We start from the raw sequence: 25,211 nt of genomic DNA, 5'->3' as shown, positions 1-25,211 counted from the left end.
CCGACCACGGTCCTCCTTGGACCGACTGCGACTTCCGGGGGGCTCCGACTTGACACGCCACGCATCGGGACCTGTGCAAGGTCCCGATCCGCGGCGTGTCGGTCATTTCCGCTGCGGGTAGCATCCCGCCCGTGCTGGTCGTTGCTGCGCAACTCAATCCGGTGATCGGCGATATCGCCGCCAACAGCGAGATGGTCGCGGCTGGCGTTGCTGCCGCGCGTCGCGCGGGAGCGCGCCTGCTGGTGACCCCCGAACTCGGTCTGCTCGGGTACCCGCCGCGCGACCTCGTGCTTCGCGCGGGCGTTGCCGAGGGATGCGTGCGAGCCGCGGAGCGTCTGGCCGCGGCCTACCCGGAGATGACGATGCTCCTCGGCCTCGTGCGTCCGACTCCCGACGGGCCGCGTCCATGCGCGAACTCGATCGCCCTCTGTCGCGGCGGGGCGATTCAGGCCTTCTACGACAAGCGGCTCCTGCCGACCTACGACATCTTCGACGAGGAGCGCTATTTCACCCCGGGACACGCGCCGCTCGTCTTCGACTTCGAAGGGCGGCGCATCGGTGTGCTCATCTGCGAAGACCTCTGGCGGGCGGTCGACGCCGGTCACGCGCGACGCTATCGCGACGATCCCGCGGCCGAGGCGATTGCCGCCGGCGCCGAGGTGCTGCTCGTCGCGAGCGCGAGCCCCTTCGTGATCGGCAAGCACCAGGTGCAGCAGCGGCTGGCGGCTGAAGCGTCGAGACGGCTGGGCGTTCCGGTGCTCATCTGCAACCAGGTGGGGGGGAATGACGACCTCATCTTCGACGGCGGCTCGATGCTGGCGCTGCCTGCACGGAGCGGCATCACCGAACTGGCGCGCTTTCAGGAGCGCATCGAGGTCTTCGAGATTCCCGCTGCGGGTGAGGGGCACTCGCCTCGACCCGATCCGCCGCCGACCGAGCCGATGGCCGAAGTGTGGTCCGCGCTGCTTCTCGGTGTCAGCGACTACCTGCGGAAGACGGGCCACAGCACCGTTGTTGTCGGGCTCAGTGGAGGTATCGACTCGGCGCTGGTCGCCGCCCTCGCGTCGGCCGCCATCGGTCCGATGCATGTGCACGGGCTGCTCATGCCGGGACCCTACTCTTCGAGCGGATCGCTCGTCGATTCGATCGAGGTCGCCGAACGCCTCGGCCTCGCCAGTCGCGAAGTGATCGGCATCACCGAGGCGCATGGGCTCCTTCGCGGTCGCTTCGAGCGAATGCTCGGCACCTTCGAAGGCGTCGCCGATGAGAACCTCCAGAGCCGCTTGCGCGGGTTGACGCTCATGGCCTTCTCGAACGCCACCGGCGCCCTCGTCCTGACGACGGGCAACAAGAGCGAACTGGCCACCGGCTATGCCACGCTCTATGGAGACATGTCGGGCGGCCTCGCACCGATCGGCGACCTGCTCAAGACGCAGGTCTATGAACTTACCCGCTTCGTGAACGCGCATTGGGAGCAGCTTGGCTTCCGATGTGCGCCGATTCCCGAGGCAAGTCTCTCGAAGCCGCCTTCGGCGGAGCTTCGCCCCGATCAGACGGATCAGGACACGCTCCCGCCCTATGACCAGCTCGATCGCCTGATCGACCACTTCGTCCACAAGGAACTCGATCCGGCGACGATCGCCCATCGATGCGGTGAAGCTCCGGACTTCGTGCAGCGCTGGTGCCAGGTGATCGATCGTGAGCAGTACAAGCGCGATCAGGCCCCGGTCATCCTGAAGGTCAGCGCGCGAGCGTTCGGGCGAGGGCGCCCCATGCCGATCGTGGCTCGCTCGCGAGGAGTGCCGCGGGCGGACCCATGAAGCCGTTCGACGGCGCCTGCGTGCTGGGCACTTGAATGAGCCGATCGTCTTCGAGGCAGTAGGCGGTGAGGGCCCCTCCGTAGGCGCACCCCGTATCGATGACCGCGACAAACGGCTCGCCCGACTCTCGTCGGCGGATGAGCGCGTCCGGAAGTGGCTTGTGGCCGACCACGATCAGACCTTCGTGACCGTCGTAGCGCTCCCACCAGTGGGGCATGCCTTCGAGCGCCTTGATGTGAACCTTCACATGGTCGGCGGTGTCGACGAGCCCGCGCTCGGGGTCGATGCCCGCGTGAAGCACCGTCCAGCAACCGCGCGGATCGCGGATCTCCACTCGGCCACAGGCTTCGAGGGTGAGATCGGTGGCGGTGCGAAGCATGTCGGCGCGTTCGAGGAGCTTGAGCGTCTGCGCTTCGGTTTCGGGCAGCGTGTCGAGGTGAGCCCCCTCGGCTCGGCGGCGGATTGCATCGCGCAGGCGCAGGTCGTGGTTGCCGCAGACGAGGTCGATGCGCTGGCCGCGGTCGCGTCGCTCACGGATCAGGCGAGCGACCAATCCGGGGTTGGGTCCCTTGGTGAAGAGATCGCCGACGAAGATCAGGCGACCCTCCGGGTACCAGCGGTCGCAGCGAGCCAGGAGCTCGGCGAGCTCCTCGCCGCACCCGTGGACATCGCCGATCGCAAGAGTGCCCGTTCTCACGCAGACCATGATGACATTATTCGGCTTCGGCGCGCCATGGAGTTCAAAGCATGGCGCAAAGATCGAGTGAGCGATCACCGTGCGCCGCGGGGTCGCGGGGTAGCATCGACGCATGGCGATTCGCCTCCTGACCCCCGAATTGGTGAACCAGATTGCCGCCGGCGAGGTGGTCGAGCGCCCGGCGAGCGTCGTCAAGGAGCTCGTCGAGAATGCGATTGACGCGGGGGCGACGCGGGTCCAGATTCGGACCGAGGGCGGGGGGCGGGATCTCATCGAGGTCTCGGATGATGGTGCGGGCATTCCCTTCGGCGAACTCGCGCTCGCCGTCACGGCCCACGCCACGAGCAAGATCACTTCGGTCGATGACCTCGCGTCAATCGCCACGCTTGGTTTCCGCGGCGAGGCGCTCGCGAGCATCGGCAGCGTGGCGCGACTGGAGGTCATCAGTCGTCCGCGGGAGCAGCCCGAGGCGGGGCGCATCGAGGTCGATGGGGGAAGGGTCACCGGTCCCATGCCCGCGTCGGGGGCTCCAGGAACGACGGTTCGCGTCTCGACGCTCTTCGGTCATGTGCCCGCTCGGCGGAAGTTTCTGAAGAGCGAGTCAGCGGAAGCGGGGCGCATCACTGAGCTGCTCGAAACGATGGCGCTCGCACACCCAGCCGTGTCGTTCAGACTCGATCATGGTCCTCGTCGCGTGCTGGATCTGCCCGCCGCCTCGAACCGGCGCGAGCGTGTGCACGCGCTCCTTGGTGAAGAGCTCGTTCCCGAACTGCTCGAAGTTGACGCCCGCGGGGGAAGCGGGCCAAGCGGCGTGCTCGCGGTCTGGGGCGTGGTCGCGCGGCCGAGCGCGTCCAAGCCGACCGGTCGCCACCAGCGGATCTATGTGAATGGGCGAGCCATCGTCGATCGCTCGCTGCTCCACGCGGTCAAGGAGGCCTTTCGCGGAGTCATCGACCCGGCCCGCTTTCCGGTCGCCGTGATTCAACTCGAGGTCGATCCCGCCGAAGTTGATGTCAATGTCCACCCCGCCAAGAGCGAAGTGCGCTTCCGGCAACCCTCGGCGGTGCATTCGTTCCTGCTGCGGGCGGTTCGATCGGCGCTCCGCGCGGCCGATCTTGTTCCGCTCTTCTCGCTCGACTCACCGCCGGGAGAAGGTGTGGCCAGCGCAGATCGCCGAGAGGCGGCGCCCCAGCCCGAGTCGCGCGGCGCTTGGAGCGGGCCTCGCTCAAGTGCGGTGTTCGAGCGCGGCTATCCCGATCGCGCCCAGACCGGCGCGGGCCGCTCACCCGGCTTCGACTACCAGTCGCTCGAGCGCACGCTGCGAGCACCCGAGGCGCCGTTGCGCGACGCGCCCGCCGTTGCGAATCTCGGTGCGCCAGCCGACTCAGACTACGAAGCGCCCGCACTGCCGACGCTCCTTCGCGCCGATGCCGTCCTCCAGGTGCACCAGAGCTACCTGGTGCAGGAGGTGCCCGGTGCGATCCTTCTGATTGACCAGCATGCGCTCCATGAGCGCGTCCTCTATGAGCAGCTCTTCGAACGAGTGATGCAGGGCGGCTTGGAACAGCAGCTCCTGCTCACGCCGATCATGCTTGAGTGCGACACTCGCGCCGTTGAACGGGTGGAGTCGATGGCGCCGCTGCTGGCTCGCCTCGGATTCGACGCGACTCCTGCGGGCGCCCGCACCGTGGCCGTGCATGCGGTGCCGAGCTTCCTCGCGTCGCGGCGTGTCGATGCGGGCGCGTTCCTTGCCGAGCTCCTCGGGCACGACGACCTTGAGCACGCCGATCTCGCGGACCTCGCCGGTGCGAGCGAAGCAGCGATTCACCGGATCATCGACATGATGGCCTGCAAGGCGGCGGTGAAAGCGGGGGAGCGCTTGACCGATGAGGAGATCACCCGACTTCTTGCCGCGCGCGAGCGAGTCGAGCGATCGACGAACTGCCCCCACGGTCGTCCCACCTCGCTCCGCATTCCGATGCACGAAATCGAGCGTCGGTTCGGGCGATAGCAGCGTGCCGAGACAGTCGTGCGATTCGGCGGGATGCAAGTGGTGGAGACGCTGCCTCGCGCGGGTTCTCATCCGTTGCTGGCGCTGGCTCGAGGAACCCCAGAACAGCCATGCTCATCAGAGTGCGCCTTGGACACCCTTCGCTCCGCAACAGGAAGGCCATTCATCGCCAATGAGCCGTGTGGGTTGGTCGGGCGTGCGGCCGGGCGCCTGTGATCACGGGGCGTACGCCGAGTCGTCGTCGCTCAGGAAGCCATTCCTCGGAAAGTCCATGAGCGAAGTGAGCAGCCACGCGTTCGAAGCGGCATGCATGCCTTCGCGCGGTTCGCTCACCCGACTCGCGTGACCGTCGAGCCACGCGACATGTGTGCCGCCTCGCCCTCGAAAAGCCTGTCCACCTGCGTAGACCGTGCCGAGATTGAACTCCACCGAGTTCCCCGGCGCTCGCATGAACCGGTTGGGGCCATCCTTCCAGCCACCTTCGCCGAAACACGCGGTCGAATCCGGTCGGCGCACCTGCGCGGGGCGAGCGCCCAGTCGAGCGTTCGCCCAGCCGTCGAGCATCTGGCCGTCGGCGCTCACGCCGGGCAGAGCGCCCTCGCTTCCCAGATAGGTCGTGTTGTAGTTGTAGCCCGTGAAGGGTTCGATGCCCGTCACGCCGCTCGCGAGGCGCTCCGGAGGAGGAAGATCCGGGCTTTGGAAAATGCGACCATCGCCGACAAAGGCCCAGATGACTCCCGGGGAGAACGCTCCCCCCTGTTCCTCGTAGTCCCAGCCGCGGGTCTTGATCGATGCACCCTTGGCGAAGAAGAGCACCGCCGGGGGGAGCCATTCGCGCGACACATTCGCGTAGCCCGACGCGCCGATCACAAGCTGGCGGAGATTGGAGAGGTTCTCCTGCGATCGGGACTCCCGTCGAACGAGGGCGAGCCCGGGCATGAGGAGCGCGACCAGCAGCGTGACCACGCCCAGCGTGACGAGCAGTTCAATGATGGTGACGCCGAAGCGCCGTGAGTCGTGCGACGGCATCATGCACTCCACGCTCCGAGCAAGATCGCGAGGTCGGCGCCGTCGACCACACCGTCGTTGTTGAGATCGGCGCTTCCACCTCCGGGCAGGGAGCCGGGCGAGCCCCAGACGCCGAGCAGGAGTGCAAGGTCGGCGCCATTCACGAGGCCGTCACTATTGAGGTCTCCCGTGAGCGGCACGGTCTCGGGCCGCACGAGTGTGACCGCATCGATCTCAACAGTGCAGCAGTGGCCGACTGGCACGCGAATCCGAACGAAGCGAGCGCTTGAGAGGCCCACCGCGGCGAGATCGACGCCAGCGCCACCTCCCGAACCGTTGTAGAGCGCCAGCAGTTGTGCGTAGGTGGTGCCCGGAGTCATGAGCGCGAGGTGCGCGGGATTCACCGGGCGGTGGAAGTCACTCGGAATCGCGCCCGCCACGAGGTCGTAGGGACCCGAGTCGAGATAGCCGAGGGTCGGGAAGGGACCGTCGGCATCAACTCCGGGATTGGTGTGCCAGACGACGCCGTCGGCGCTCACATCGATGAAGCCACCCTCGGAGAAGATCCCGCCGCAGACGCCCTCGGGGTAGGAGAGGTCCGCCATGAAGCTGTTGCCGAAGACGATCAGGTCGATGCCGAAGGGGTGCGCCGGATGGTCGATGACATCGCGATCGAAGGCGAGCACGAGCGAACCACCCGGCCCGATCGAAACCACCTCGCTCGGAAGGAACGCCGGATGGAACGGGCTGACGACGCCGGGATCGATGCCGAAGCCGCTGTATCGAGTCGGAAGCCCCAGCGCCGAGTTTGGATTCTGGTATGAGAGCGGCACGCCTGCGCCGGGCGTGTAGGAGACCCACGAGGTGGCGTGGAGTGCTGGAGGGGTTTCACCTGAACTTGCCGCGAGCGAGGTTGCGCCGAGCAGCGCCGAACAGATGATCTTGGCCATGGCCAGATGGCGCGACACAGTCACACGGTCGCTGGTCCATCGCACGGCGGCCCGACGGACCTTGGGAGAAGTCATCGCATTCGACCTCGTCTCGACCACCCGCGCCCCAGCGAGGCCGGCAGGTGTGCTGGGCACTTCGGTGTGGTGGCTCGCGGTGTGTCGCGGCCCGATGCGGAGTGGCCGCGGCCGAACGGACCCGTGGTCGCCGAACAGGAAGAGATCAATCGCGGACATGGCGGACTCCATGAAGGAGCGTCGTGCCGTGAGCCCATTGCGCGAGGGCGCGGCCGATGGTCGAGACAGGTCTTCCGGCTCAGGGGTGAGCCCCGCCTGCCTTCCCGATCGCTCGCATTGCACGGCGACCAGTGGCCCTCATGGCGGGACGCGCGTCAGGCCGATTCCTCGGCTCCGACGCACCCTTCACGGCGGCGCGTCCGCGGCGGTCTTGCACCGCCTTCCCTCACATGGCTGCCGATCCGATTCGGGAGCCATGCCGCCGGGAGCACTCGCTGCTCCCGGCATCTCGACCGGCGGAGCGTAGCCGATCAGGAAGCTGCGGGGTCCTTTGGGGGAGCCGTTCATTGACAAGGGTGCGCAGCAACCGATAGATTCGCCGACTTCCGAGGCGTCGGAGAGGCCGTCGGCGGCGTGACGAGGTGCACGCGTCTCCGTCCACTCTGCGCCCCGTCCGTTCGAGGAGCCCTGCGTTGAGCAGCTTGCAATCGCGCGCGTCGATCCTGGCCATTGCCTCCGCCCTCGCGTTCCTTCCAATGGGGTGGGCGCAGGACTCAACGACCGACGCGGCGGGGCAGACAGCCGCCCAGTCGCGCACGGCGATGGTGGTGGACCAGTTCCTCCATCACATCATGATGGCGCGGCCTGATCTCGCGGCGAGCGCGGGAGAGGTTCTCGTTGCGGATGACATCACGCCCTCGCAGTTGGCCGAAGTGGTCGACTCGATGAACCTGGGCGACAAGCTCGACCGCGCCATCCGTCGCGGTCGAGCGATGAGCGGCGGCGTCGCCGAGTTGGTCGGACGCTTCGAGACGAAGCTCGAGCGAGGCCGCCTCGACCGTGCTCGCGAAGTCGAGCGCATGCGCGAAGCGATCGAGATGCTCAGCGGCACCATCAGGCAGCAGGGCCTGGGGCGCGGCCGCCTGGAAGCCGCCGGTGAATACGCCGTTCCAATGCTGCTCGCGCAGATCGTCGATGGCCGCAACCCGTCGGTTGAAATCGCATCGACCGATGTGCTCGTCACCATCGGTCGCCGAAGCGTGCTTCCGTTGGCCATGGCGCTGCCCGATCTTGACCCGAGTTCGCAGCGGAAGGTGTGCGACATTCTTGGCCAGATCGGCTGGCCGACGGCCGTGCCCTTCCTCCTCGAGGTCTATGAACAGCCAACGGCACCGAGCGATGTGCGCGAGGCGGCGTCGCGCGGTATCAGCCGTCTCGGGGGAACCTCGGTCGGAGTGTCCGATGCCTTCACTTCGCTTGCCCGACAGTTCTTCCGGCGTGACCTGCCGCTCATTCCCTACCCCGATGAGCCGGTCAACAACATCTGGGTCTGGGATTCCTACGGTGGCCTGACGCCGACTCCGGTGCCGACCCAGATCTTTGCCGATGTGATGGCGATGCGCCTCGCGGAGCGGGCGCTGCGGACCAATCCGGCGAACACTGAGGCGCTCGCGATCTTCGTCGCAGCCAATCTGCGTCGTCAGCAGGACCTTGCCGAGGGCACCGTTGATCCGGTCTACGGCGATCTCGATCGCTCGCCCGAGTTCTTCGCGACGGTGGTCGGGAGCTCGGTGGGGCAGCGCGTCCTTTCGCTCGCCCTTGATGTGCAGGACACCGCGCTCGTGCGACAGGCGATCGGGGCTCTCGCGCACACCGGCGGCGCGGCCGTCGTGACGGGCGCGCAGGGTCGCACGCCGATCATCGAGTGCCTGAGCTATCCCGACCGACGCGTGCAGTACGACGCGGCGATCCTTCTCGGTGCCGCTCTGCCCACGACGAACTTCTCGCAGGACACCGCGGTTGTTCCGCTCCTTGCCGCCGCCGCACGAACCGCGGGCTCGCAGTACGCCGCGGTGGTCGCTCCCGAAGAAGAGGACCGACGGCAGATGGCCGCGGCCTTGGCTGAAGAGGGCTTCACCGTGGTCGGCACGGCTGGGACATGGGATGACCTCGTCGCGAGCGCCCTCGTCGGCGGCATGCTCGACCTCGTTGCTGCTCGCGGCCGAAGCGATCAACTTCAGGCGACTGTGAGCGGTGTCCGCCGCAATGCCTCGACCACGGCGGCCCCGGTGCTGCTGATCGTTGCCGAGGAGGACCGCCCCGGCGTTGAGCGGCTCTTCGCTCTCGATCGTCGCGTTGGTGTCTGGACTGCGGGCACCCCGCAGGAGACCATGATCAGCACCATTACCGATCTGGTGAAGCGAACGAGCGGCGGTCTGATGGATCAGGGCGAGGCGATCGAGTACGCGATGCGCTCGCTCGAAGTGCTTCAGGACATTGCCCTCTCGCGAAACCCGGTGCTGCGCATCGAGGATGGTGAGCGGGCACTCGCCGAGGCGCTCGTCTCGCGAAGTGGCGCGCTCCGGCTCGCGGTTGCCAATGTGATGGCGCTGATTCCGACCGACAGCGCCCAGATCAAGCTTCTCGATGTGGCCCTGCTCGCCAGCAGCGATGAACAGGCGGAGCTTCTCGAAGCGGTCGCTGCGAGTGGACGCCGCAACGGCAACCGTGCGGAGCCGCGACAGATCGCCGCGCTCAGGCAACTGGTGCAGACCAGCAGCGGCACCACCGCCGATGCGTCCGCCATCGCCTACGGTGCGTTGGGCCTTCCCGCCGAAGAGGCCGTGAAGCTGATCCTCAAGTAGTCGTTGCCTGAGTCGCTGAACTTCAGGTGACTGTTCTCGGCGGAGCGGTGTTCGCTTCAGGCGGCTGAACGCCGCGCGCACCCGCCGGACTGCGATCGGGCTTGCCGCGCGGTCAGCGCCTCGCGCGGAATGCGGTCATTTTCGCCGCTTGATGGTGGTTTCGCGCCGTCAAACATCCGCGTGTGATGTCATGCCGCCGACCCGATGTAGGTGACCGGGTCGAGCGTGCATGTCCTGTCAAGCGCGCCCTTCAGCGTGAACAGATGGGGACTCGTCCTGAAGGTGAACACCCGGTAGAGGTGATAGCGGTCGGATTGACACTGGGACACCCGAAGTTCATTGCGAGAGAGATAGAACGGTGTCTCGCGCCCGTACTTCGTGGTCTTGACCTCGATGAAGCGGTCGGAACCACTCGCCTCGAATGACCTGATGTCATATCCCTCGCCGTCCCCGACATCGCGGGAGACATGCTGGATTCTGTCCGCGAGGGCATCGCGGCCAGCAGCAATCAAGCGCGCTCGCTCAAACCTGAGGACAAACTCCTCACCTGCGAGTCCGAGCGCCTGATTCTGTGCTTCGAGTTCCAGGTAGTTCACCCCGTTCCTCTGCACGAACCTGCGAGTCCTCGCGGCCGAGCCCTTCGTGGGCTTGGGCGGTTGGGTAACGACCTTCAGGATGTCGCTGACTTCCGGGATCGGGGGTAGAGAGATTGCGTCGACGGCCGCGAGCTGCTGAATCGCCCGATCCTTGGCCAGACGATTCTGGATGACCTCGCGAAGGAGTCGCTGATAGTTGCCACGCGGCTTGTACCCGGAGATGTAAGGGAAACCGAGCTCGATCAGGACGGCGCTGATGTTGGCATGTTTGAGTTCGATCGAGGACTCGGTTCGACCGCGCAACCGGGGAAAGAGCCGTCGCCGATGCTCGGTCTTGTTGAAGTTTCGTCCCGCCAGTTCGCTCTTCAACATCGACAGGTAGTCATCGACGGTGGCCTCGACTTCTTCGACCGTCCAATGACCGGCTCGCATGGCGTGCCCGGAGACTACCTGGCCCTCGAAGGCCGGAGCGAGAACGCGTTCGGGGCATTCACGAGCGAGTGATGGGGGAAGCCCCACCCGATACCCATCGCGCCTCGCGCAACCGCCGTCGGCTCTCGAGCCCGCAGTCACGCTGCGGGTCGCTTTCCGCTTCGCTTCAGGTCTGGAGAAAGCCACCCACCGGATTCGAACCGGCGACCTGTGCTTTACGAAAGCACTGCTCTACCACTGAGCTAGGGTGGCGTGTTCGCGGCGGATGCTGCCGCGGAAGGGCGAAAGGATAGCAGCCCACCGGCGAGTCACGGCCGCGCCGGCTCGCTCGTCTGGGCGGGATGCGCTGTCAGCGGGCCCGCGAAGCCGCTGCAGCGGCCGCGGGGGCTCGTCCGGCGTTGCCGTGCTCCATCCGGTTGTACATCTGGGCTGGCGTCACATTGCCTCGGAAGTAGCCATCCGGGGCGCCGTTCACATCGTAATAGGGGTCGGCGTAGCCGTTCCAATAGGTGCCCGTCCAGTAGTCGAAGACACCGGGGTATGGGTCCGGCGCGGGCGTCGGCGCCTGCTGGCCGCTTCCCGCGTCATACGCCGTCCACGGCGTCTGGCTGAACTGACTCGCCTGCGAGAAGCCCTGGCTGAACGAATAGTTGTAGTTGACCCCGCTCGCTGCCGCGTGGCTCTGCGCATCCCACTGCTTCTGGAGATGGACCTTCGCGGCCTGCTTCGCCGCCGCGTCCTTCTGATCCTGCTCGCGAGCCGCAGCCTGCTGCTGCTGCTGAAGCGTCTGATCAGCCTGCTTCGCCGCCTTGGTCTGCGCGCCGGCGTAGGTGTGGTACTCATCCAGCAGATTGCGATCGTGCAGGAACTGCGTCATCGCCTGAACATCGCGGCGCCGGCTGTTCAGCGTGTCCCACTGCTGACGGACCATCGTGGTCGTCGCGCCGACTTCGCGAGTGAGAAGGTCGAAGTCGTCGCTCGACGGCGTCACGCCGCCTCGAAGCTGCTCCGCCTGCATCGCCGTCTGATAGGCCTGCTGGAAGGAGAGTGGAGCGGAGGTCGGCGTCCACGACTGTCGGAAAGTCTTGAAGTCATCGGCCAGGTTCTTCGACGCGAGGAAGCGGTTCATCATGTCGATTCGCCTGCTCGCTCCATCGAGCTGCTGGGCGATGGCGTTGGTCATGGTGTCGAGCGCGTTGATCTCCATCTGGAGATTCACGAGCGCGGCCACGATCCCCGGGGGTTGGCTGGCCGTGCCGCCGGGTTGCCCGCTGGCGCCGGAAGCGCCGCCACTCTGACCACCCGAACCACCTGCACCTCCTTGCGCCGCGGCCAGTGCCGTCGAAGCGAGAAGGGCGAGAGAAGCGAGGGCCAGCGAGCGTCGGGTACGCATGGTGCGATCCTTCAGAAGTCGGTGCGAGTGTGGGACGACGGGAGGGATGCTACCGCGCCGGACACTCTCTGCGGCTATCCTCGCCGCTCCTCGAGGTCGCCCGCATGTCACACGACAAAGATCATCGTTCGCACCACGGCCACGGCGGCGGTCATGCACCGCGCCGCCAGGGAGGCCGACATGGTGTCAAGCTCTTCATCCTGAATGCCGTCCTCTTCCTGGCGTGCAGCGCGTTCGCCGGGATGATCATGCTCGACTATCTGCCGTCGCCCATCGAGATGAAGGTCATTGCGGCGCTGATCGTCGTGCCGCTGGTCATGGCCGTCGTCGCCACTGTTGTGCATGTCAAGGCTGATCGCTGGACCAGCGTCGATGACATGGCGGAGCGGTTCACCAAGTGAGCGGATTCCGTCGCGAAGCAGCAGTCATCGTGAGCGGAGCGGGAGGCGAGATGGGGCATGGGCTTCTCCACGCCCTCGCGGAGCGCGGCCGGGGGATCGTCGCCATTGATGTGCGTGAGCTCGATCCCGCCTTTCGATCGCTCTGCCGGGAGACGATCGCCGGCGACATTCGCGATCCGTCACTGCTCGAGCGATTGCTCGCTGCTTACGAGATCGATGAGATCTATCACCTGGCGGCGCTCCTCTCGACGCGAGGAGAGTTCGCGCCCGAAACCGCCCACGCGGTGAATGTCGGCGGCACGCTGAACCTGCTGCACCTGGCCGCGGAGCAGGCGCGGACACATGGGCGCGCGGTGAAGTTCCTCTTCCCGAGTTCGATCGCCGTCTACGGATTGCCGGACCTCGCCACCAAGGCGCGCGCGGGGCGCGTCGATGAATCGCAGTTCCTCGAGCCCCGGACGATGTACGGGGTCAACAAGCTGGAAGGGGAGCACCTGGGTCGCTACTACGAGCGGCACTATCGGCTGCTCGCGCGCGATCGCCTCCCGATGGCCGTCGACTTCCGCTCGATTCGTTTTCCGGGCATCCTCTCGGCCGAAACCGTGCCGAGCGGCGGAACCAGCGACTATGGCCCGGAGATGATTCATGCGGCGGCGTCGGGTCAACCCTACGCCTGCTTCGTGCGGCCCGATACGCGCATCCCGTTCATGACGATGCCCGAGGCGATCCGCTCGATTCTCGAACTCGCGGCGGCGCCGAAGGAGCGCCTCTCGCGCGTCGTCTACAACATCGCGGGCTTCAGTCCGAGCGCCGCCGACTTCGAGCGCGTGGTGCGTCGAGCCTTCCCCGAGGCGAAGGTGACCTTTGCACCCGATGCCGGTCGCCAGGCGATCGTCGACAGTTGGCCCGAGGATCTGAACGACGAGGCCGCCCGGCGGGAGTGGGGGTGGCGACCGACCCACACCCTCGAGAGCGCCTTCGACGACTATCTCGCCCCGAGCGTGCGAGCGCGGTACGGCGTGCGAACCTGACCGCGTCGGGCGGGCGAGGCTCTACGATGAGCCCATATGCCCACCACCGACTCACCGACCTTCGCCAGCCGAACGCAGGAGATCCTCGCCTCGCTTCAGCAGGGCGGTCAGCTCAAGCACCTCCAGATGATCGAGGGCCCCATGGACGCCACCGTGCGCATGCGCGGCCATGGCGAAGTGGCGTGCTTCTGCTCGAACAACTATCTCGGTCTTGCGAATCACCCCGAGGTGGTCGAGGCGGCCCATGAAGGTCTTCGCCGCTACGGTGCGGGCACCGCAAGCGTGCGCTTCATCTGCGGCACCTTCGAGTGCCATGAACGGCTCGAGCGCGCCATCGCCGCGTTCTACGGTCACGAGGCCGCGTACACCTTCACCAGTTGCTGGAACGCGAACGAGGCGATCTTTCCCACGCTCTGCGAGCCGGGCGACTTGATTCTCTCGGATGAACTCAATCACGCGTCGATCATCGACGGCATCCGCCTGGCAGTGTCCATCAAGAAGGGCGTGCTCCGCGCGGTCTACTCGCACAACGATCTCACGGCGCTCGAGCGCCGATTGAAGGAGGCTCGCGCGAATCCCGAGGTGACCGGGACCATCTGGGTCGTCACCGACGGTGTCTTCAGCATGGAGGGTGACATCGCCGACCTGCCCGGCATGCGAGCGCTGTGCGATCGCTACGGCGCCCTCCTGATCGTCGACGACAGCCATGGCACCGGCGTCATGGGGCGAACCGGCCACGGCACGCATGAGCACTGGGGCATGCTCGGTGCATCGATCGATTGCATGACCGGCACGCTCGGCAAGGCGCTCGGCGGAGCAGCGGGCGGCTATGTGAGCGGATCGAAGGCGATGATCGAACTGCTGGTCCAGCGGGGTCGTCCGACGCTCTTCTCCAACGCGCTGCCGTGCAGCGTGGCGGAAAGCGCCTTGCGCGCGATCCAGATTCTCGAGCGCGAACCTGGCCTTGTCGAACGCCTCCGCGCCAATGTGGCGGCGGCGCGAGCGGGCATCCGTGGCGTCGGCTTCGAGGTGCTCGAGAGCCCGACCGCCATCTGTCCGATCATCGTCCACGACACCGCGAAGGCGATCGCGATGAGTCGGCGCCTGCTTGAACTCGGCGTCTTCGTGATCGGCTTCGGGTATCCGGTGGTCCCCGAAGGGCACGCGCGCCTGCGCGTCCAGATCAGCGCCGCGCACCGACCTGAGCACATCGACGCGCTCGTGACGGCGCTCAAGCGCGTGCGAAGCGAGTTCTGAATCGAGATCCGTGCACCTCTCGCACGCTCATCGAACCGTCAGGGTCGGCTGCTGAAGCTGTTGATTCGCCGCAGCGATCGAGAGTTGTCGTGCCACTTCGCCGCAGAGGTGTTCCAGCGGTGCTCGCTGCGGAGCGGCGGCCTCGAAGTTCCTGAGCGGTGTTCCCTCATCTGAAGCTTCGCGCAGCGAGGGATGGATCGGCAGTGCGCCGAGGAATGGAAGATCCATGGCGGCGGCCATCGTCTCCGCGCCGCCACGCCCGAAGAGGTCATAGGTTCGACCATCGTCGCCGGTGAAGCTGCTCATGTTCTCGACGACGCCCAGCACCGGGATGCCCAGTTGCTGGAACATCCGCACGGCGCGGCGAGCGTCGTCGATCGCCACGCGTTGCGGTGTGCAGACGACAACCGCCCCCGAGAGTGGAAGCACCTGCGACATGGTGAGCGCGACATCACCGGTGCCCGGAGGGAGGTCGATGACCAGGTAGTCGAGTTCGCCCCACTCCGTCTGTGTTGCAAGCTGCGTGAACGCCTTGTGCGCCATCGGCCCTCGCCAGATGAGCGCCTTGTCGGGGTCGACGAGTTTGCCGACCGTCATCGCGCGAAGGCCATGCACCTCGAAGGGCAGCAGCGTGTTGCCGCGCGCCTCCGTGGGCACATCGTCGAGTCCGAGCATGGTTGGAAGACTCGGTCCGTAGATGTCCGCATCGAGCAAGCCGACTCGCGCCCCGCGCCGCGCGAGACCAACGGCGAGATTCACGCTGACCGTGCTCTTGCCCACGCCACCCTTGCCGGCGCCCACCGCCACGATCTGCCGGACTCCGGGCAGCGGATTCGCGCCTTCAGGGCGCTGCGTCGTCTTCACTTGCGCGGTGAAGGTCACCTCGACACCGACTCGCGGCTCGCCAGCCGCATCCATGGCGGCGTGAATGGCCGCGGTGATATCGGACTTGATTCGATCCTTCATCGGGCATGCTGGAGTGGTCAGCTCGATGGTCACCCGGACCGACTTGGCGTCGGATTCGATCTCCTTCACCATCCGCAGGGTCACAAGATCCTTACCCAGATCGGGATCTGGCACGGTTCGAAGGGCGTCGAGAGCGGCATCTTTCGAGAGTGGCATGGGGTGGAGATGGTAGGGGGAGATTCGAATTTCCGGTGATCCGGTGCGTCGGGAGGGGCCTTCGAGGACCGATGATGGGGGGGTTCACCGTTCCCGGTCGCAATGCGTCCGGGGCTCATTCGTTGACGAGAGGTCGCTGCTCGGGTGGCGGCCAGCCACAAGGAGAGGACATGACCATCTATCGTTTCCGTACTGCATCGCTCATTATTGCTGCGGCCCTCGTGCCGACCAGCGCCGTCCTTGCTCAGGAGACTCCGGGTCGGGGCGAGCCACCACCCACGCGGCCATCCGGCGGCGAGCGAACCCCCGGTGATCGCGGTGCTGCTCCCGACCGCGGCGCGGCTCCTGATCGCGGTGCTGCTCCTGATCGCGGCGCTGCGCCAGGTCGAGATCGTGCTCCCGTCCGCGGCGCCCCGCGCGAAATGCTGCGAGGCGGCGAGGCGGAGGTTCACGCGTGGCTCAAGGCCGTTGATGACATCGCCCGCGATCTCTCTGAAGAGCAGCTCGCTCGGATCAAGGTGCTCCGGGACGAGTGGAAGCAGACCAACGACAAGTGGCGCGATGAGAACAGCCAGAAGATGCGCGATCTCCAGCGGAAGCTCTCGGAAGGTCGCCGTGATGGCGGTCGACCCGATCCCGCGCTCATGGATCAGATGCGACTGCTGATCGAGTCCCGTCCGAAGTTCGATGAGACTCGGACCAAGATCTCCCAGGTCTTCACACCGGAGCAGGTCGTGGCCCATCGAGAGGCCTTCCAGAAGCAGATGGCGGCGCTCACTCCGATCGAAGGCGGCCCGCGCGGTCGCGGTGGCCAAGGGTCACCAGCAGGTCCCGGTGGCGACGGAGTCCGTGGTCGCGGCGGCGCGGGCGGAGAGCGTCCCGGCCGCGGCATGCCCGGCGGTACAGGCGCAGGCGCACCTCCGCGCGGCGGCGACACTCCGAGCGAGACGCCGTCGGCCAAGTGATTGAACGAACACACCCACCCACGAGCAGCGCGATTCGCTGCTCAGGAATGCCAAGAGCCCCGCGGTCATGACGATCGCGGGGCTCTTCGTTGGTCGGCGGCTTCATTGCGTGCCGAGCGCTGATCAGCTTCCGCCGAAGATGCGGATGTCGTCATAGGACTCGACCACCGTCGGGCCGAAGTTGCCGCCGTTGGTGAAGTCGCTGGTGATGATGTTCGTGACCGGAGTCGAGGTGCTGCCCGGTCCATCGGTCCGTGAGAAGTAGATTCCATCGCGTCCGGCGCTGATGACCACGAAACGACCTCGTGCGACTCCGCTCGTCACCGGCTGCGAGGGGTTACCCATACCCGCATGCCGGATGACTTGAGCGAAGAAGGTGTTGCCGGTTCCCGCGCCGCCATCATTGCCGGTGGCGTTGTTGCCGGAAAGCAGGCTCAGATCCGTCTGATCGCGGCCCAACTCGCCGAGGAAGGTCGAGTTGGTGTACGGGGTCATCGAGTAGCGACCGAACTGCGCTGGCGCTGTGGCACTCAGCACATCGCCGACCAGCGGCCCGGTTCCGCGCGCCGCTCGGACATAAATGATCGGCTGGCCCCAAGCGTCCACGAGGTCGGGAAGACCTTGGAGACCAGGCGCGTTCGGATTGAAATCAAGCTCACCCAACTGACCCTGCACCGCCACCAGTTCCGTTGGCTTGGCATTGAAGAAGCGGTCGTACTGCTTGCCTGCGATCCGAGGTCCGCGACCTGAGACCATCTCGTTCAGGTTGACCTTGAGATCGAGTGTGCCGCCCTGTGGTCGCTGGAAGGAAACCGTCACCCATCCGTTGCCAGAGGTCAGGCTTGCCCACTCCGCCGCAGTGACATCGTCGGAACGCACGCCACCGCCAAGCAGGTGGAGCAGCGCATTCTCCATGCCACTGATTCGCGCGACACCGCCATTCTGGGCGGCATCGAAGGCGAGGACATCCTCGGGAATGACCCCGGGCAGGTAGCCGACCTGCTGCTGGAAGAGGCTGCACGCATCAGCGAACTGCTGCATGAGCGCTTGGGTCGCAGCCTTCTTCGATCGCTGCGAGATTGCTCCGAGCGCCGGCAGCAGGATCCCGATGAGAAGGGCGATGATGCCGATGGCGACGAGGAGCTCGGTCAGCGTGAAGCCGAGCGGTCGACGAGATGAATGTGCACGACGCATAGGGACGGTCTCCCGAGGAAACTGCCCGGGCCTGACCTTCGCGATCATCGCGATGTGGCGCAGCACGAGCGGGGCGAAACGGGCCTTGGCCTCGTCACGCTCATCCGCTGACTCAGGAATACTAGCGTCCAGCCGCGGGATTGGAAGGGAATGTTGGCGACTTTGGGCAGCTACCGGGCCCAGGGCAGTTGCCCGCGCGCATCGAGTTGCCGCAATCCTTCGTAGACCGCGCAGGCGACCGCCGTCGCCAGATTGAGGCTTCGGGCACCCTCGATCGGGCGCATCGGCAGCGAGAGGCGGTGTTCGGGAGAGTGCTCACGGTCCACCCAGTCGTGGAGCTCCTGCGGGACTCCGCCATTCTCTCGACCGAAGAGGAGGAAATCCCCGCGATCGAAGGTCGCCTGCCAGTGGGGGCGCGTGCCCGCGGTGGTGTAGAGGAAGAGGCGCTTTGGTGCCTCGCGAGCGAGGAAGGCCTCCCACGACTCATGCTCGCGGCAGTCGACGAGGTGCCAGTAGTCGAGGCCGGCGCGGCGCCGCGCCTTCTCGCTCATGCAAAAGGCGAGCGGATGAATGAGGTGCAATCGGCACTCCGTGGTCGCACAGGTGCGTCCGATGTTGCCCGTGTTGTTGGGAATCTGGGGCTGAAAGAGCACCACATTGAGGAGCGGTTCAGGGGTCATGGTGGCGGGGGCCTTCGAAGGCGCATGGGCAGCGATCGCTCCACCGACTTGATCCAGAGGGGCGTTCCATCATCACGGGAGCCCGCGCGAATCTCAATGATGGCGCGCACCGTGATCACCTCGTCGCCGCCTTCGGGTGCAAGAACAACGCGAAGGCTCCGCGATGATCCACCCTCAGGAGGGGAGGACCGCGGATCCTCAATCTCCGGCATGCTCGCTTGATCCGGACCGATCAGGTCGACGATGCGCAGCGAGGCGGGTGGTGTGGTCAGCGCCGGCCAGTTCGAGAGCGACGCGGTGAAGACGAGGGTTTCTCGAAGGAAGCGAGGTTCCTGCGAGTGATGAGCCATCAGCACGACTGCACCCGGAACATCGGAGAGGGTCTCGAGGACTTGCGCGATCAGTCGCTCTCGAGAAGTGTCAGTCGCGGCATCGCCTGTGGGCGGGGCCATTTCCGCCATGAGTCGGTTGATGCGCTGATGATCCCGGTTGCCGATGACGCCGGTCGCAACGACACTTCGAAGGGAGCGATCGAGCAGCCATTCAAGGTCACTCGGGGAGAGTTGGCCGTCTCGCATCCGAGTGAAGGCAATGGTCCACGCCCGCTCGTCGCCGCGCTCGAGTGCTCCAGCGAACGACCCGAGGGAGCGCTGGTTGACGATCCACGCGTTGGCCCGGCGAGGGAAGTCCAACGGTGTGCCGACCATCACGACTGCTGCGACGAGCACCAGCAGAACGCCGGTGATCAGCGAGCGGACTCGCACGCGTCGCGGACCGACCTCCACATGCCCGGCGAGCATCTTGCCACATTCCGGACAGCGGCTCGTCGCTTCAAGCGTCATGCCGCGCAGATCGAAGCGGCAGCGCGTGCAGAAGGGGGTGACGCCGATCGACCGGCCACGGAGGGCTCGGGCGATGAGCATGCCGCCGGTCATGGCGACGAGCACCATGACCGCCATCAGGGCCACCATCGCGAACAGACCGAACGGTGTGGGAAGCGGCGTCAACATCAGGTGACTGCGAAAGGTCGCTCGAGCGCCCGTCGGGGGCGCGGTCCGCCTGCACCCGCCGCGATTTGAGCGTACACTTCGCCCTCTGGAATCACGACCATGAAGGAAGTTCTCTTCGCCAACGCTCTCTGGCTCGCGTTTCTCTCCGCATGGTGCATCCTCTACTTCTGGCAGAGGGGTGCCGACAAGAAGAGTGGCGGCCATCGATACCCGCCCTATGTCGAGCCGGCGGATTGACGCTGAACCACGGCCGGAGTTCTTGCTCGGCTGTCGGCCATCGCTTCGAGCCCCAGTAGCTCAGTTGGATAGAGCACCGGTTTCCTAAACTGGAGGTCGCGCGTTCGAGCCGCGCCTGGGGCGTTTCGCAGATCCTGGATCGACTCGGGGACAAGCACGGGCGAGAGTCCGGTGTTATTGATTGCAGATTGGTCGAGGTCGCCACGGAACAGAAGCCGAATCGGGTCCGACAACACCCTTTGTTGCCACCATCGCCGCGAGCAGCGCGGGGCTCCGTCGGCACAGGCGCAGGTGGAAGTGAGAATTGAAGAGCATTCCCCGCAACCGCGGTGGCCCGATGGGGCTGGCGGGCTACCCTGTGAGGGTCGCCGCGAGGTCTGCGAACCACGCGAGATCGAACTCGGAGAAGAGAAGCATGAAGGGCATTGCGAAGGTCCTGTCCATCACGCCTGTGGTCTGTCTCGGCGCACTCGTGGGACGCATGGCGATGGTGCCGAACGCCGAGGCCTCACCGCGCGGCGATGAGGGTGGCGTGGCAGGCATCGGACCCGATGTGATCGTCGGCATGATCTCCGACCTCTTCAACTTCGGCGCCGTGGGACCGATCGCGGCGTACGGAATCGGCACTGTCTCCTGCAACCTCGGCGATCAGGAGCTGAAATGGTGCTCGAACAATGTCAGCGGTTTCTGCACCAACACGCAGCATCCGGTCATCGCACAGAACATGTACCGGCTGAAGAACGGGCGGCTCGAGCAGATCGGCATGAGCTGGGTGAAGCATGGCTTCTGTGCACTCGATGGCGGTCTTTGCGGCTCCTGCATCGCATCGTCGATGGGATGCAGCGCCCTCGGCGTTGGCTGCTCCGATCCATACTCCGGTTCGCTGAATGGCGTGCAGTCGCTGCTCGGCCCTCGATCGCAGATCAATCCCGTCACGGGCATCTTCCCCTATCCCTTCACGGCGCCTCCCGCAGGCGGCGCGCTCGGGCGGCGCGTGCAGGTGCCGCTGTCGGCTCTCGATCCGACGCTCAACTCTGGTGCTCTCTTCTTCGCCGAGGGTCACTACATCGCCGCGGATGACGCCGCCGCCGGAAATGCCAACAACAACGCCTCGTATCGCCGCTTCTCCGTGGGCGATCTCGCCGCGAATGGCGCCTACACCCTCTCAATGCAGGAGTCGACTTTCACCCAGACGCATGCGATCTACGCGTGGCGTGATCACGGCCTCGGGATCGGCGTGCCCGATCCATCGGTTCATATCCAGACACTGGACATCGAGGACGACGGCCGCTTCATCATCGGGTCCAAGGTCACCGACAACGGCAACGGCACCTGGAGCTACGAGTACGCCATCTTCAACCAGAATTCCGACCGCGCCGCGCGAGGCTGGCGTGTGGCTCGACCTGATGGCGTGACGGTCACGGCTCAGGATCAGAACATCGTCAATCACCACTCGGGCGAGCCGTACTCGACGCTCCCGTGGACGATGACGCTCGCGTCGGAGGCGATCCTCTGGGCGACCGAGGCGTTCGATGTCAACGCCAATGCCAACGCGCTGCGCTGGAGCACCATGTTCAACTTCCGCTTTGTGGCGGATACGCCGCCAGTGGCGGGCAGTGCGGTGCTAGAGCTCTTCAAGAGCGGCGTGGCGTCGGACCCCGTCGTCTCAGTACCGGTTCCGTCGGCGCCGATTCTTCTGTGCCCAGCGGACCTCAACAACGATGGCTTTGTGAACGGCGCCGACCTCGCGATCATTCTCGGAGCCTGGGGAACAACCGGACCCGGTGATCTGAACAACGACGGCGTCGTGAACGGCGCCGATATCGCCATCGTGCTTGGAGCGTGGGGCGATTGCTGATACAACGCGCGTGAAGCTCAGCCCGTCGCCGCGCCTCTTCCAGCCGCGGCTGCATTGCCTTTCCTGGAGAAGTCTCTGATGAACTTGATCGGTCGCCTCATCGTGCTCACCTCACTCGCGTCCGTGGCTGTGGCAGTTGGCCGCCTCGATGCCCAGCCCCGAGTCGCCGCAGACGATGATGGCGGCGTCGCTTCGGTCATTGGTCCCGATGTGATCATCGGCGCGATGCCGGACATCGGCAAGTACGGCACGGTCAATGGCATCTCGGCCTATGCGATCGGCACGACCTCGTGCAACATCGGCGATCAGGTGCTCTTCTGGTGTGATGCCGATGTCCCCGGGCTCTGCACCAAGGACCAGCACCCGGTCATCGCGCAGAACATGTATCGGATCGTGGACGGCCGCTTCGAACAGATCGGCATGAGCTGGGTGAAGCACGGCTTCTGTGCGCTCAGCGGCACGCTGTGCGGGCCGTGTCAGGCGACCAACTGCGACACGCTTGGCGTGGGATGTTCCGATCCCTACAGCGCGAGCCTGAACGGAAGCACCACCTGGCTTGGGCCCCGTTCGCAGATCAATCCCCTGACCGGCGCGTTCCCGTATCCCTTCTCGGCACCGGCTGCCCCGAACATCATCGGTCGACGCATTCAGGTTCCCATCGATGCGCTCGACCCCGCTCTCAACTCGGGTGCCATCTATATCGGCGAGGGCCACTACATCGCGGCGGATGACGCGGCGGCGGGCAATGCGAACAACAACGGCGCCTATCGGCGCTTCACGGTGGGTGCCTTCTCGAGCGGCTCCTACACGCTCAGCTTCGTGGGGCCAACGGTGCAACAGCGCCACGCGATCTATGCGTGGAAGGATCATGGTCTCGGCGTCGGCATCCCCGATCCCGATGTCGTCATTCAGGAGATCGATGTTCCCGGCGACGGTCGCTTCATCGTCGGCTCGAAGGTGAGCGTCAACGGCAACGGCACCTGGAGCTACGAGTACGCCGTCTTCAATCAGAATGTCGACCGGGCCGCAGGGTCGTGGTCAATCCCGGTGGCGCCCGGTGTAACGGTCACCAATCAGGGCCAGACGATCATCAATCACCACTCGGGCGAGCCCTACTCGACCGATCCGTGGGTGATGTCGGCATCCGGGAGCGAGCTGCTCTGGAGTACCCAGACCTTCGCCCAGAATGCGAACGCCAACGCGCTGCGTTGGAGCACCATGTTCAACTTCCGCTTCGTGGCCGATCAGCCGCCCGTGACCGGTGCCGCATCGATCGGACTCTTCAAGCCGGGCGAGGAAAGCTCTGTGTCAGTGAATGTGCCGGTGCCCGCGACACCCGAGGTCGAGGTCTGCGTCGGCGACCTCAATGACAGCGGCACCGTCGACGGCGCTGATCTCGCGATTCTGCTCGGGCAGTGGGGAGGCTCCGGCAGCGGCGACCTCGATGGCAGCGGAAGCGTCGATGGCGCCGATCTCGCGATCCTGCTGGGCGCGTGGGGGCCGTGCCCGTAAGCCGCGAGCGTCCAATGGCGATGGGCGGGCTCGAACCGCCGACCTAGGGTTTATGAATCCCTCGCTCTAGCCAGCTGAGCTACATCGCCGGGGCGGGAGAGTGTAGCCGAAGAGCGCCCATCGGGGTCTTGCTCAACGGCCATGGTCTTGTCCGTCAACGCCGGAAGGCGAGGCGGATCCGCGCGGCGAGAGCTGTGGCTGGATCGCCACTTTGAAGTGGCTCGTTGCGTCAGGCGTGCGTCGCGTTCGCGACCTCGGCGGGGCGGTGCCAGCGTGCAATCGCGGGTTCGTTCGCCACCTCCGGCCTCACGCGGCAGAGGGCCGCGGCCACCAGTCCCGCAAAGAGCGGCTGGGGCCTGAGGGGTCGGCTCGTCAACTCCGGGTGGAACTGCGCCCCGATGAAGTATGGGTGTGCGTGCGCGGGGAGTTCGACGACCTGCATCACCGGGAACTTCGGATGCCGGCCGCTGAAAACGAGTCCCGCCCCGGTCAACGCTTCGATGTGCGCCGGGTCGACTTCGTAGCGATGGCGGAAGCGCTCCCGCACCAGCGGCTGCCCGCCGAAGAGGAACGAGGCGAGTGTGCCGGGCTCGATGACCACATCCTGCGCCCCGAGTCGCATGGTGCCGCCCATGATTCCCTCGATGCGCTTCTGCTCGGGCAGCTCGGAGATGACCGGGTAGGGAGTCGCTGGATCGAGCTCCGTGGTGTTCGCGCCATCCCAGCCAAGCACATGCCGAGCGAACTCGATGACGGCCACCTGGAAGCCGAGGCAGATGCCGAGGAAGGGAAGTCCCTTCGTTCTGGCCCACTCCACACAGCGGATCTTCCCTTCGACGCCGCGCACCCCGAAGCCGCCGGGCACGATGATCGCATCGCAGCCGGCGAGCGCCCGCCCTGCGTCATCGAGCGTGCGAATGTCACTCGTGTCCAGCCACGCAACCTCAACTGAGGCGGAGAGATGAATCCCGCAGTGCTCGATCGCCTTGTCGATCGATGCATAGGCGTCTCGAAGCGAGGCGTACTTGCCGGCAATGCCGATGCGCACGGCATGGCGACGAGGCGCGGCGAGCTTCGCGCTGAACTCGCCCCAGCGGCGCCGGGCGTCATCTTCATGCTGGGCGTGCACGCGGTCATGCAGGCCGAGGATCGAGAGAATCTCGCGGTCGAGGCCCCCCGCGCGCATGGCGTCGGGAATGACATAGATCGACTCTCGATCGTGCATCGAGAAGATGCGCTTGATCGGGACATTGGAGAACATCCCGATCTTCTGCATCACCTTGTCCGAGACGGGGTTCTTCGCGCGGCAGGCGATGAGCTGCGGTTGGATGCCAGCCTCCATCAGTCGCTTGATGCCCAACTGCGCCGCCTTCGACTTCTGTTCTCCGAGAATCGTCGGTTCAAGGATGTAGGTGAGCGCAACGAAACAGGTCGAATCCGGCCCCTCCTCGAAGGCGAGCTCGCGCAGCGCCTCGATGTAGAAGCCGTTCTCATAGTCGCCTGCGGTGCCACCCACTTCGACGAAGACGACATCGGCGGGGCGACCGCCGGGCCCGCCGGTCATGGCGAGTTCTCGAAGGCGCATCTTCACGGCGCCGGTCACATGCGGAATCATCTGCACATCGCGCCCGAGATAGCCGCCGCGCCGCTCTCGCTCGAGAATCTCCGTGTAGATCTGGCCTGCGGTCACGAAGTTCCGTCTCGAGAGATCCTGATCGAGAATCCTCTCGTAGGTGCCGAGATCCATGTCGGTCTCGAGACCGTCATCGAGCACGAAGACTTCGCCGTGCCGGAATGGGTTGAGCGTGCCCGAGTCGATGTTGAGGTAGCCCTCCATCTTGATGGGTGCCACCTGGAGGCCCTTGTCCTTCAGCAGCTTGGCGAGCGAACTCGAAAAGATTCCCTTGCCGAGACCGCTCATGACGGTGCCGATCACCACCACGAAGCGCGTGCGTCCGCGCTGGTAACCCGCCGGTGCCGGGGAAAACCACTCGCCTGCTTCCTGCGAATCGCTGAACTGCGACAAGAAGCCAGTTCCGGAATCAGGCCTGGTCGCGTCGCGGCGTTCGCTGAGGGGCATGTCTGATCGTAACGCGCCGGGCCTCGCATGAACAAGGGCGGATTGCCCATCCAAGTCGCTATCGTGGGCATATGCGAC

The 25,211-nt window shown here is 65.8% G+C and carries 20 protein-coding genes, 3 tRNA genes and 1 riboswitch; of the genes, 11 read left to right on the top strand and 12 right to left on the bottom strand.

Going from position 1 to position 25,211, the window contains the following annotated elements:
• Positions 1–131: 131 nt before the first annotated feature.
• Positions 132–1,820 carry an NAD+ synthase gene (locus tag KF724_10100; protein MBX3356033.1) on the top strand — a complete coding sequence of 563 codons (1,689 nt, stop codon included), beginning with the start codon at positions 132–134 and terminating at the stop codon, positions 1,818–1,820.
• Here the strand turns inward: KF724_10100 and KF724_10095 are convergent.
• Positions 1,741–2,631 (bottom strand): metallophosphoesterase, encoded by an 891-nt coding sequence (locus tag KF724_10095; GenBank protein MBX3356032.1) that lies wholly within the window; start codon positions 2,629–2,631, stop codon positions 1,741–1,743. The two genes, KF724_10100 and KF724_10095, sit on opposite strands and share 80 nt — an antisense overlap.
• Between KF724_10095 and mutL the strand changes: the two genes are divergently transcribed.
• The gene (gene mutL, locus KF724_10090; GenBank protein MBX3356031.1) at positions 2,630–4,528 is read left to right on the top strand and encodes a DNA mismatch repair endonuclease MutL; all 1,899 of its coding nucleotides are present in this window, start codon (positions 2,630–2,632) and stop codon (positions 4,526–4,528) included. The two genes, KF724_10095 and mutL, sit on opposite strands and share 2 nt — an antisense overlap.
• 216 nt (positions 4,529–4,744) lie before the next feature.
• Here the strand turns inward: mutL and KF724_10085 are convergent, their stop codons facing one another.
• A complete protein-coding gene (locus tag KF724_10085) occupies positions 4,745–5,560 on the bottom strand; it encodes a type II secretion system protein (protein MBX3356030.1) in 816 nt (271 codons plus the stop codon).
• Entirely contained in the window at positions 5,557–6,561 is a 1,005-nt protein-coding gene (locus KF724_10080) for a hypothetical protein (GenBank protein ID MBX3356029.1), read from the bottom strand. Before KF724_10080 ends, KF724_10085 begins: the two co-directional genes overlap by 4 nt.
• A 205-nt stretch (positions 6,562–6,766) precedes the next feature.
• A riboswitch (cobalamin riboswitch) is annotated at positions 6,767–6,981 on the bottom strand.
• Between the two features lie 212 nt (positions 6,982–7,193).
• Between KF724_10080 and KF724_10075 the strand changes: the two genes are divergently transcribed.
• On the top strand, positions 7,194–9,365 hold the full coding sequence (locus tag KF724_10075) for a hypothetical protein (protein ID MBX3356028.1): 2,172 nt from the start codon (positions 7,194–7,196) through the stop codon (positions 9,363–9,365).
• Positions 9,366–9,553: 188 nt separating this feature from the next.
• Here the strand turns inward: KF724_10075 and KF724_10070 are convergent, their stop codons facing one another.
• The 3 genes from KF724_10070 to KF724_10060 form a co-directional block, all read right to left on the bottom strand.
• Positions 9,554–10,393 (bottom strand): DUF3883 domain-containing protein, encoded by an 840-nt coding sequence (locus KF724_10070; GenBank protein MBX3356027.1) that lies wholly within the window; start codon positions 10,391–10,393, stop codon positions 9,554–9,556.
• Positions 10,394–10,573: 180 nt separating this feature from the next.
• A tRNA-Thr gene (locus tag KF724_10065) sits at positions 10,574–10,645 on the bottom strand.
• Between the two features lie 97 nt (positions 10,646–10,742).
• Positions 10,743–11,786 carry a hypothetical protein gene (locus tag KF724_10060; protein ID MBX3356026.1) on the bottom strand — a complete coding sequence of 348 codons (1,044 nt, stop codon included), beginning with the start codon at positions 11,784–11,786 and terminating at the stop codon, positions 10,743–10,745.
• Positions 11,787–11,890: 104 nt separating this feature from the next.
• On the opposite strand from KF724_10060, the gene KF724_10055 reads away from it, so the two are divergent.
• From KF724_10055 to KF724_10045, 3 genes are read left to right on the top strand one after another with little or no spacing between them, the layout of a single operon-like run.
• Positions 11,891–12,187 carry a hypothetical protein gene (locus KF724_10055; GenBank protein MBX3356025.1) on the top strand — a complete coding sequence of 99 codons (297 nt, stop codon included), beginning with the start codon at positions 11,891–11,893 and terminating at the stop codon, positions 12,185–12,187.
• 29 nt (positions 12,188–12,216) lie between these two features.
• Entirely contained in the window at positions 12,217–13,218 is a 1,002-nt protein-coding gene (locus KF724_10050; GenBank protein ID MBX3356024.1) for an NAD-dependent epimerase/dehydratase family protein, read from the top strand.
• A 36-nt stretch (positions 13,219–13,254) separates the two neighbouring features.
• Positions 13,255–14,475 (top strand): aminotransferase class I/II-fold pyridoxal phosphate-dependent enzyme, encoded by a 1,221-nt coding sequence (locus KF724_10045; protein MBX3356023.1) that lies wholly within the window; start codon positions 13,255–13,257, stop codon positions 14,473–14,475.
• 27 nt (positions 14,476–14,502) lie between these two features.
• Here KF724_10045 and KF724_10040 read toward each other — a convergent pair whose 3' ends face one another.
• Positions 14,503–15,597: an Mrp/NBP35 family ATP-binding protein gene (locus tag KF724_10040; GenBank protein ID MBX3356022.1), complete on the bottom strand. Its 1,095-nt coding sequence runs from the start codon at positions 15,595–15,597 to the stop codon at positions 14,503–14,505.
• A 170-nt stretch (positions 15,598–15,767) separates the two neighbouring features.
• On the opposite strand from KF724_10040, the gene KF724_10035 reads away from it, so the two are divergent.
• Positions 15,768–16,562: a hypothetical protein gene (locus tag KF724_10035; GenBank protein ID MBX3356021.1), complete on the top strand. Its 795-nt coding sequence runs from the start codon at positions 15,768–15,770 to the stop codon at positions 16,560–16,562.
• 123 nt (positions 16,563–16,685) lie between these two features.
• Here the strand turns inward: KF724_10035 and KF724_10030 are convergent, their stop codons facing one another.
• The 3 genes from KF724_10030 to KF724_10020 form a co-directional block, all read right to left on the bottom strand.
• The gene (locus KF724_10030; GenBank protein ID MBX3356020.1) at positions 16,686–17,756 is read right to left on the bottom strand and encodes a prepilin-type N-terminal cleavage/methylation domain-containing protein; all 1,071 of its coding nucleotides are present in this window, start codon (positions 17,754–17,756) and stop codon (positions 16,686–16,688) included.
• Between the two features lie 170 nt (positions 17,757–17,926).
• Positions 17,927–18,436 carry a tRNA (cytidine(34)-2'-O)-methyltransferase gene (locus tag KF724_10025; protein ID MBX3356019.1) on the bottom strand — a complete coding sequence of 170 codons (510 nt, stop codon included), beginning with the start codon at positions 18,434–18,436 and terminating at the stop codon, positions 17,927–17,929.
• Complete coding sequence (locus KF724_10020; protein MBX3356018.1) at positions 18,433–19,446, bottom strand: hypothetical protein; 1,014 nt, start codon at positions 19,444–19,446, stop codon at positions 18,433–18,435. Before KF724_10020 ends, KF724_10025 begins: the two co-directional genes overlap by 4 nt.
• 99 nt (positions 19,447–19,545) lie before the next feature.
• On the opposite strand from KF724_10020, the gene KF724_10015 reads away from it, so the two are divergent.
• The 4 genes from KF724_10015 to KF724_10000 all read left to right on the top strand — a co-directional run bounded on the left by KF724_10015 (position 19,546) and on the right by KF724_10000 (position 23,053).
• Positions 19,546–19,683: a hypothetical protein gene (locus KF724_10015; GenBank protein MBX3356017.1), complete on the top strand. Its 138-nt coding sequence runs from the start codon at positions 19,546–19,548 to the stop codon at positions 19,681–19,683.
• Between the two features lie 49 nt (positions 19,684–19,732).
• Positions 19,733–19,806 (top strand) — tRNA-Arg (locus KF724_10010).
• Between the two features lie 292 nt (positions 19,807–20,098).
• The gene (locus KF724_10005) at positions 20,099–21,541 is read left to right on the top strand and encodes a hypothetical protein (protein ID MBX3356016.1); all 1,443 of its coding nucleotides are present in this window, start codon (positions 20,099–20,101) and stop codon (positions 21,539–21,541) included.
• A 78-nt stretch (positions 21,542–21,619) separates the two neighbouring features.
• Entirely contained in the window at positions 21,620–23,053 is a 1,434-nt protein-coding gene (locus KF724_10000) for a hypothetical protein (GenBank protein MBX3356015.1), read from the top strand.
• Positions 23,054–23,068: 15 nt separating this feature from the next.
• Here KF724_10000 and KF724_09995 read toward each other — a convergent pair.
• Together KF724_09995 and KF724_09990 are read right to left on the bottom strand one after the other, a co-directional pair.
• Positions 23,069–23,142: transfer RNA gene (locus KF724_09995), tRNA-Met, on the bottom strand.
• A 140-nt stretch (positions 23,143–23,282) separates the two neighbouring features.
• A complete protein-coding gene (locus KF724_09990) occupies positions 23,283–25,133 on the bottom strand; it encodes a CTP synthase (protein ID MBX3356014.1) in 1,851 nt (616 codons plus the stop codon).
• Between the last annotated feature and the right edge of the window lie 78 nt (positions 25,134–25,211).

This window comes from Phycisphaeraceae bacterium (assembly GCA_019636735.1).
Classification (GTDB): Bacteria; Planctomycetota; Phycisphaerae; order Phycisphaerales; family SM1A02; genus VGXK01.
The sequence above is the reverse complement of the archived record's forward strand: the minus strand, read 5'-3'. Positions and strand labels throughout refer to the sequence as shown.

What these genes read in the sequence shown, in the direction of transcription:
- mutL (MBX3356031.1), top strand. Translation starts at nt 2,630, where the DNA reads ATGGCGATTCGCCTCCTGACCCCCGAATTGGTGAACCAGATTGCCGCC.
- KF724_10095 (MBX3356032.1), bottom strand. Translation starts at nt 2,631, where the DNA reads ATGCGTCGATGCTACCCCGCGACCCCGCGGCGCACGGTGATCGCTCAC.
- KF724_10085 (MBX3356030.1), bottom strand. Translation starts at nt 5,560, where the DNA reads ATGATGCCGTCGCACGACTCACGGCGCTTCGGCGTCACCATCATTGAA.
- KF724_10080 (MBX3356029.1), bottom strand. Translation starts at nt 6,561, where the DNA reads ATGACTTCTCCCAAGGTCCGTCGGGCCGCCGTGCGATGGACCAGCGAC.
- KF724_10070 (MBX3356027.1), bottom strand. Translation starts at nt 10,393, where the DNA reads ATGCGAGCCGGTCATTGGACGGTCGAAGAAGTCGAGGCCACCGTCGAT.
- KF724_10060 (MBX3356026.1), bottom strand. Translation starts at nt 11,786, where the DNA reads ATGCGTACCCGACGCTCGCTGGCCCTCGCTTCTCTCGCCCTTCTCGCT.
- KF724_10055 (MBX3356025.1), top strand. Translation starts at nt 11,891, where the DNA reads ATGTCACACGACAAAGATCATCGTTCGCACCACGGCCACGGCGGCGGT.
- KF724_10045 (MBX3356023.1), top strand. Translation starts at nt 13,255, where the DNA reads ATGCCCACCACCGACTCACCGACCTTCGCCAGCCGAACGCAGGAGATC.
- KF724_10040 (MBX3356022.1), bottom strand. Translation starts at nt 15,597, where the DNA reads ATGCCACTCTCGAAAGATGCCGCTCTCGACGCCCTTCGAACCGTGCCA.
- KF724_10035 (MBX3356021.1), top strand. Translation starts at nt 15,768, where the DNA reads ATGACCATCTATCGTTTCCGTACTGCATCGCTCATTATTGCTGCGGCC.
- KF724_10030 (MBX3356020.1), bottom strand. Translation starts at nt 17,756, where the DNA reads ATGCGTCGTGCACATTCATCTCGTCGACCGCTCGGCTTCACGCTGACC.
- KF724_10025 (MBX3356019.1), bottom strand. Translation starts at nt 18,436, where the DNA reads ATGACCCCTGAACCGCTCCTCAATGTGGTGCTCTTTCAGCCCCAGATT.
- KF724_10020 (MBX3356018.1), bottom strand. Translation starts at nt 19,446, where the DNA reads ATGTTGACGCCGCTTCCCACACCGTTCGGTCTGTTCGCGATGGTGGCC.
- KF724_10015 (MBX3356017.1), top strand. Translation starts at nt 19,546, where the DNA reads ATGAAGGAAGTTCTCTTCGCCAACGCTCTCTGGCTCGCGTTTCTCTCC.
- KF724_10005 (MBX3356016.1), top strand. Translation starts at nt 20,099, where the DNA reads ATGAAGGGCATTGCGAAGGTCCTGTCCATCACGCCTGTGGTCTGTCTC.
- KF724_10000 (MBX3356015.1), top strand. Translation starts at nt 21,620, where the DNA reads ATGAACTTGATCGGTCGCCTCATCGTGCTCACCTCACTCGCGTCCGTG.
- KF724_09990 (MBX3356014.1), bottom strand. Translation starts at nt 25,133, where the DNA reads ATGCCCCTCAGCGAACGCCGCGACGCGACCAGGCCTGATTCCGGAACT.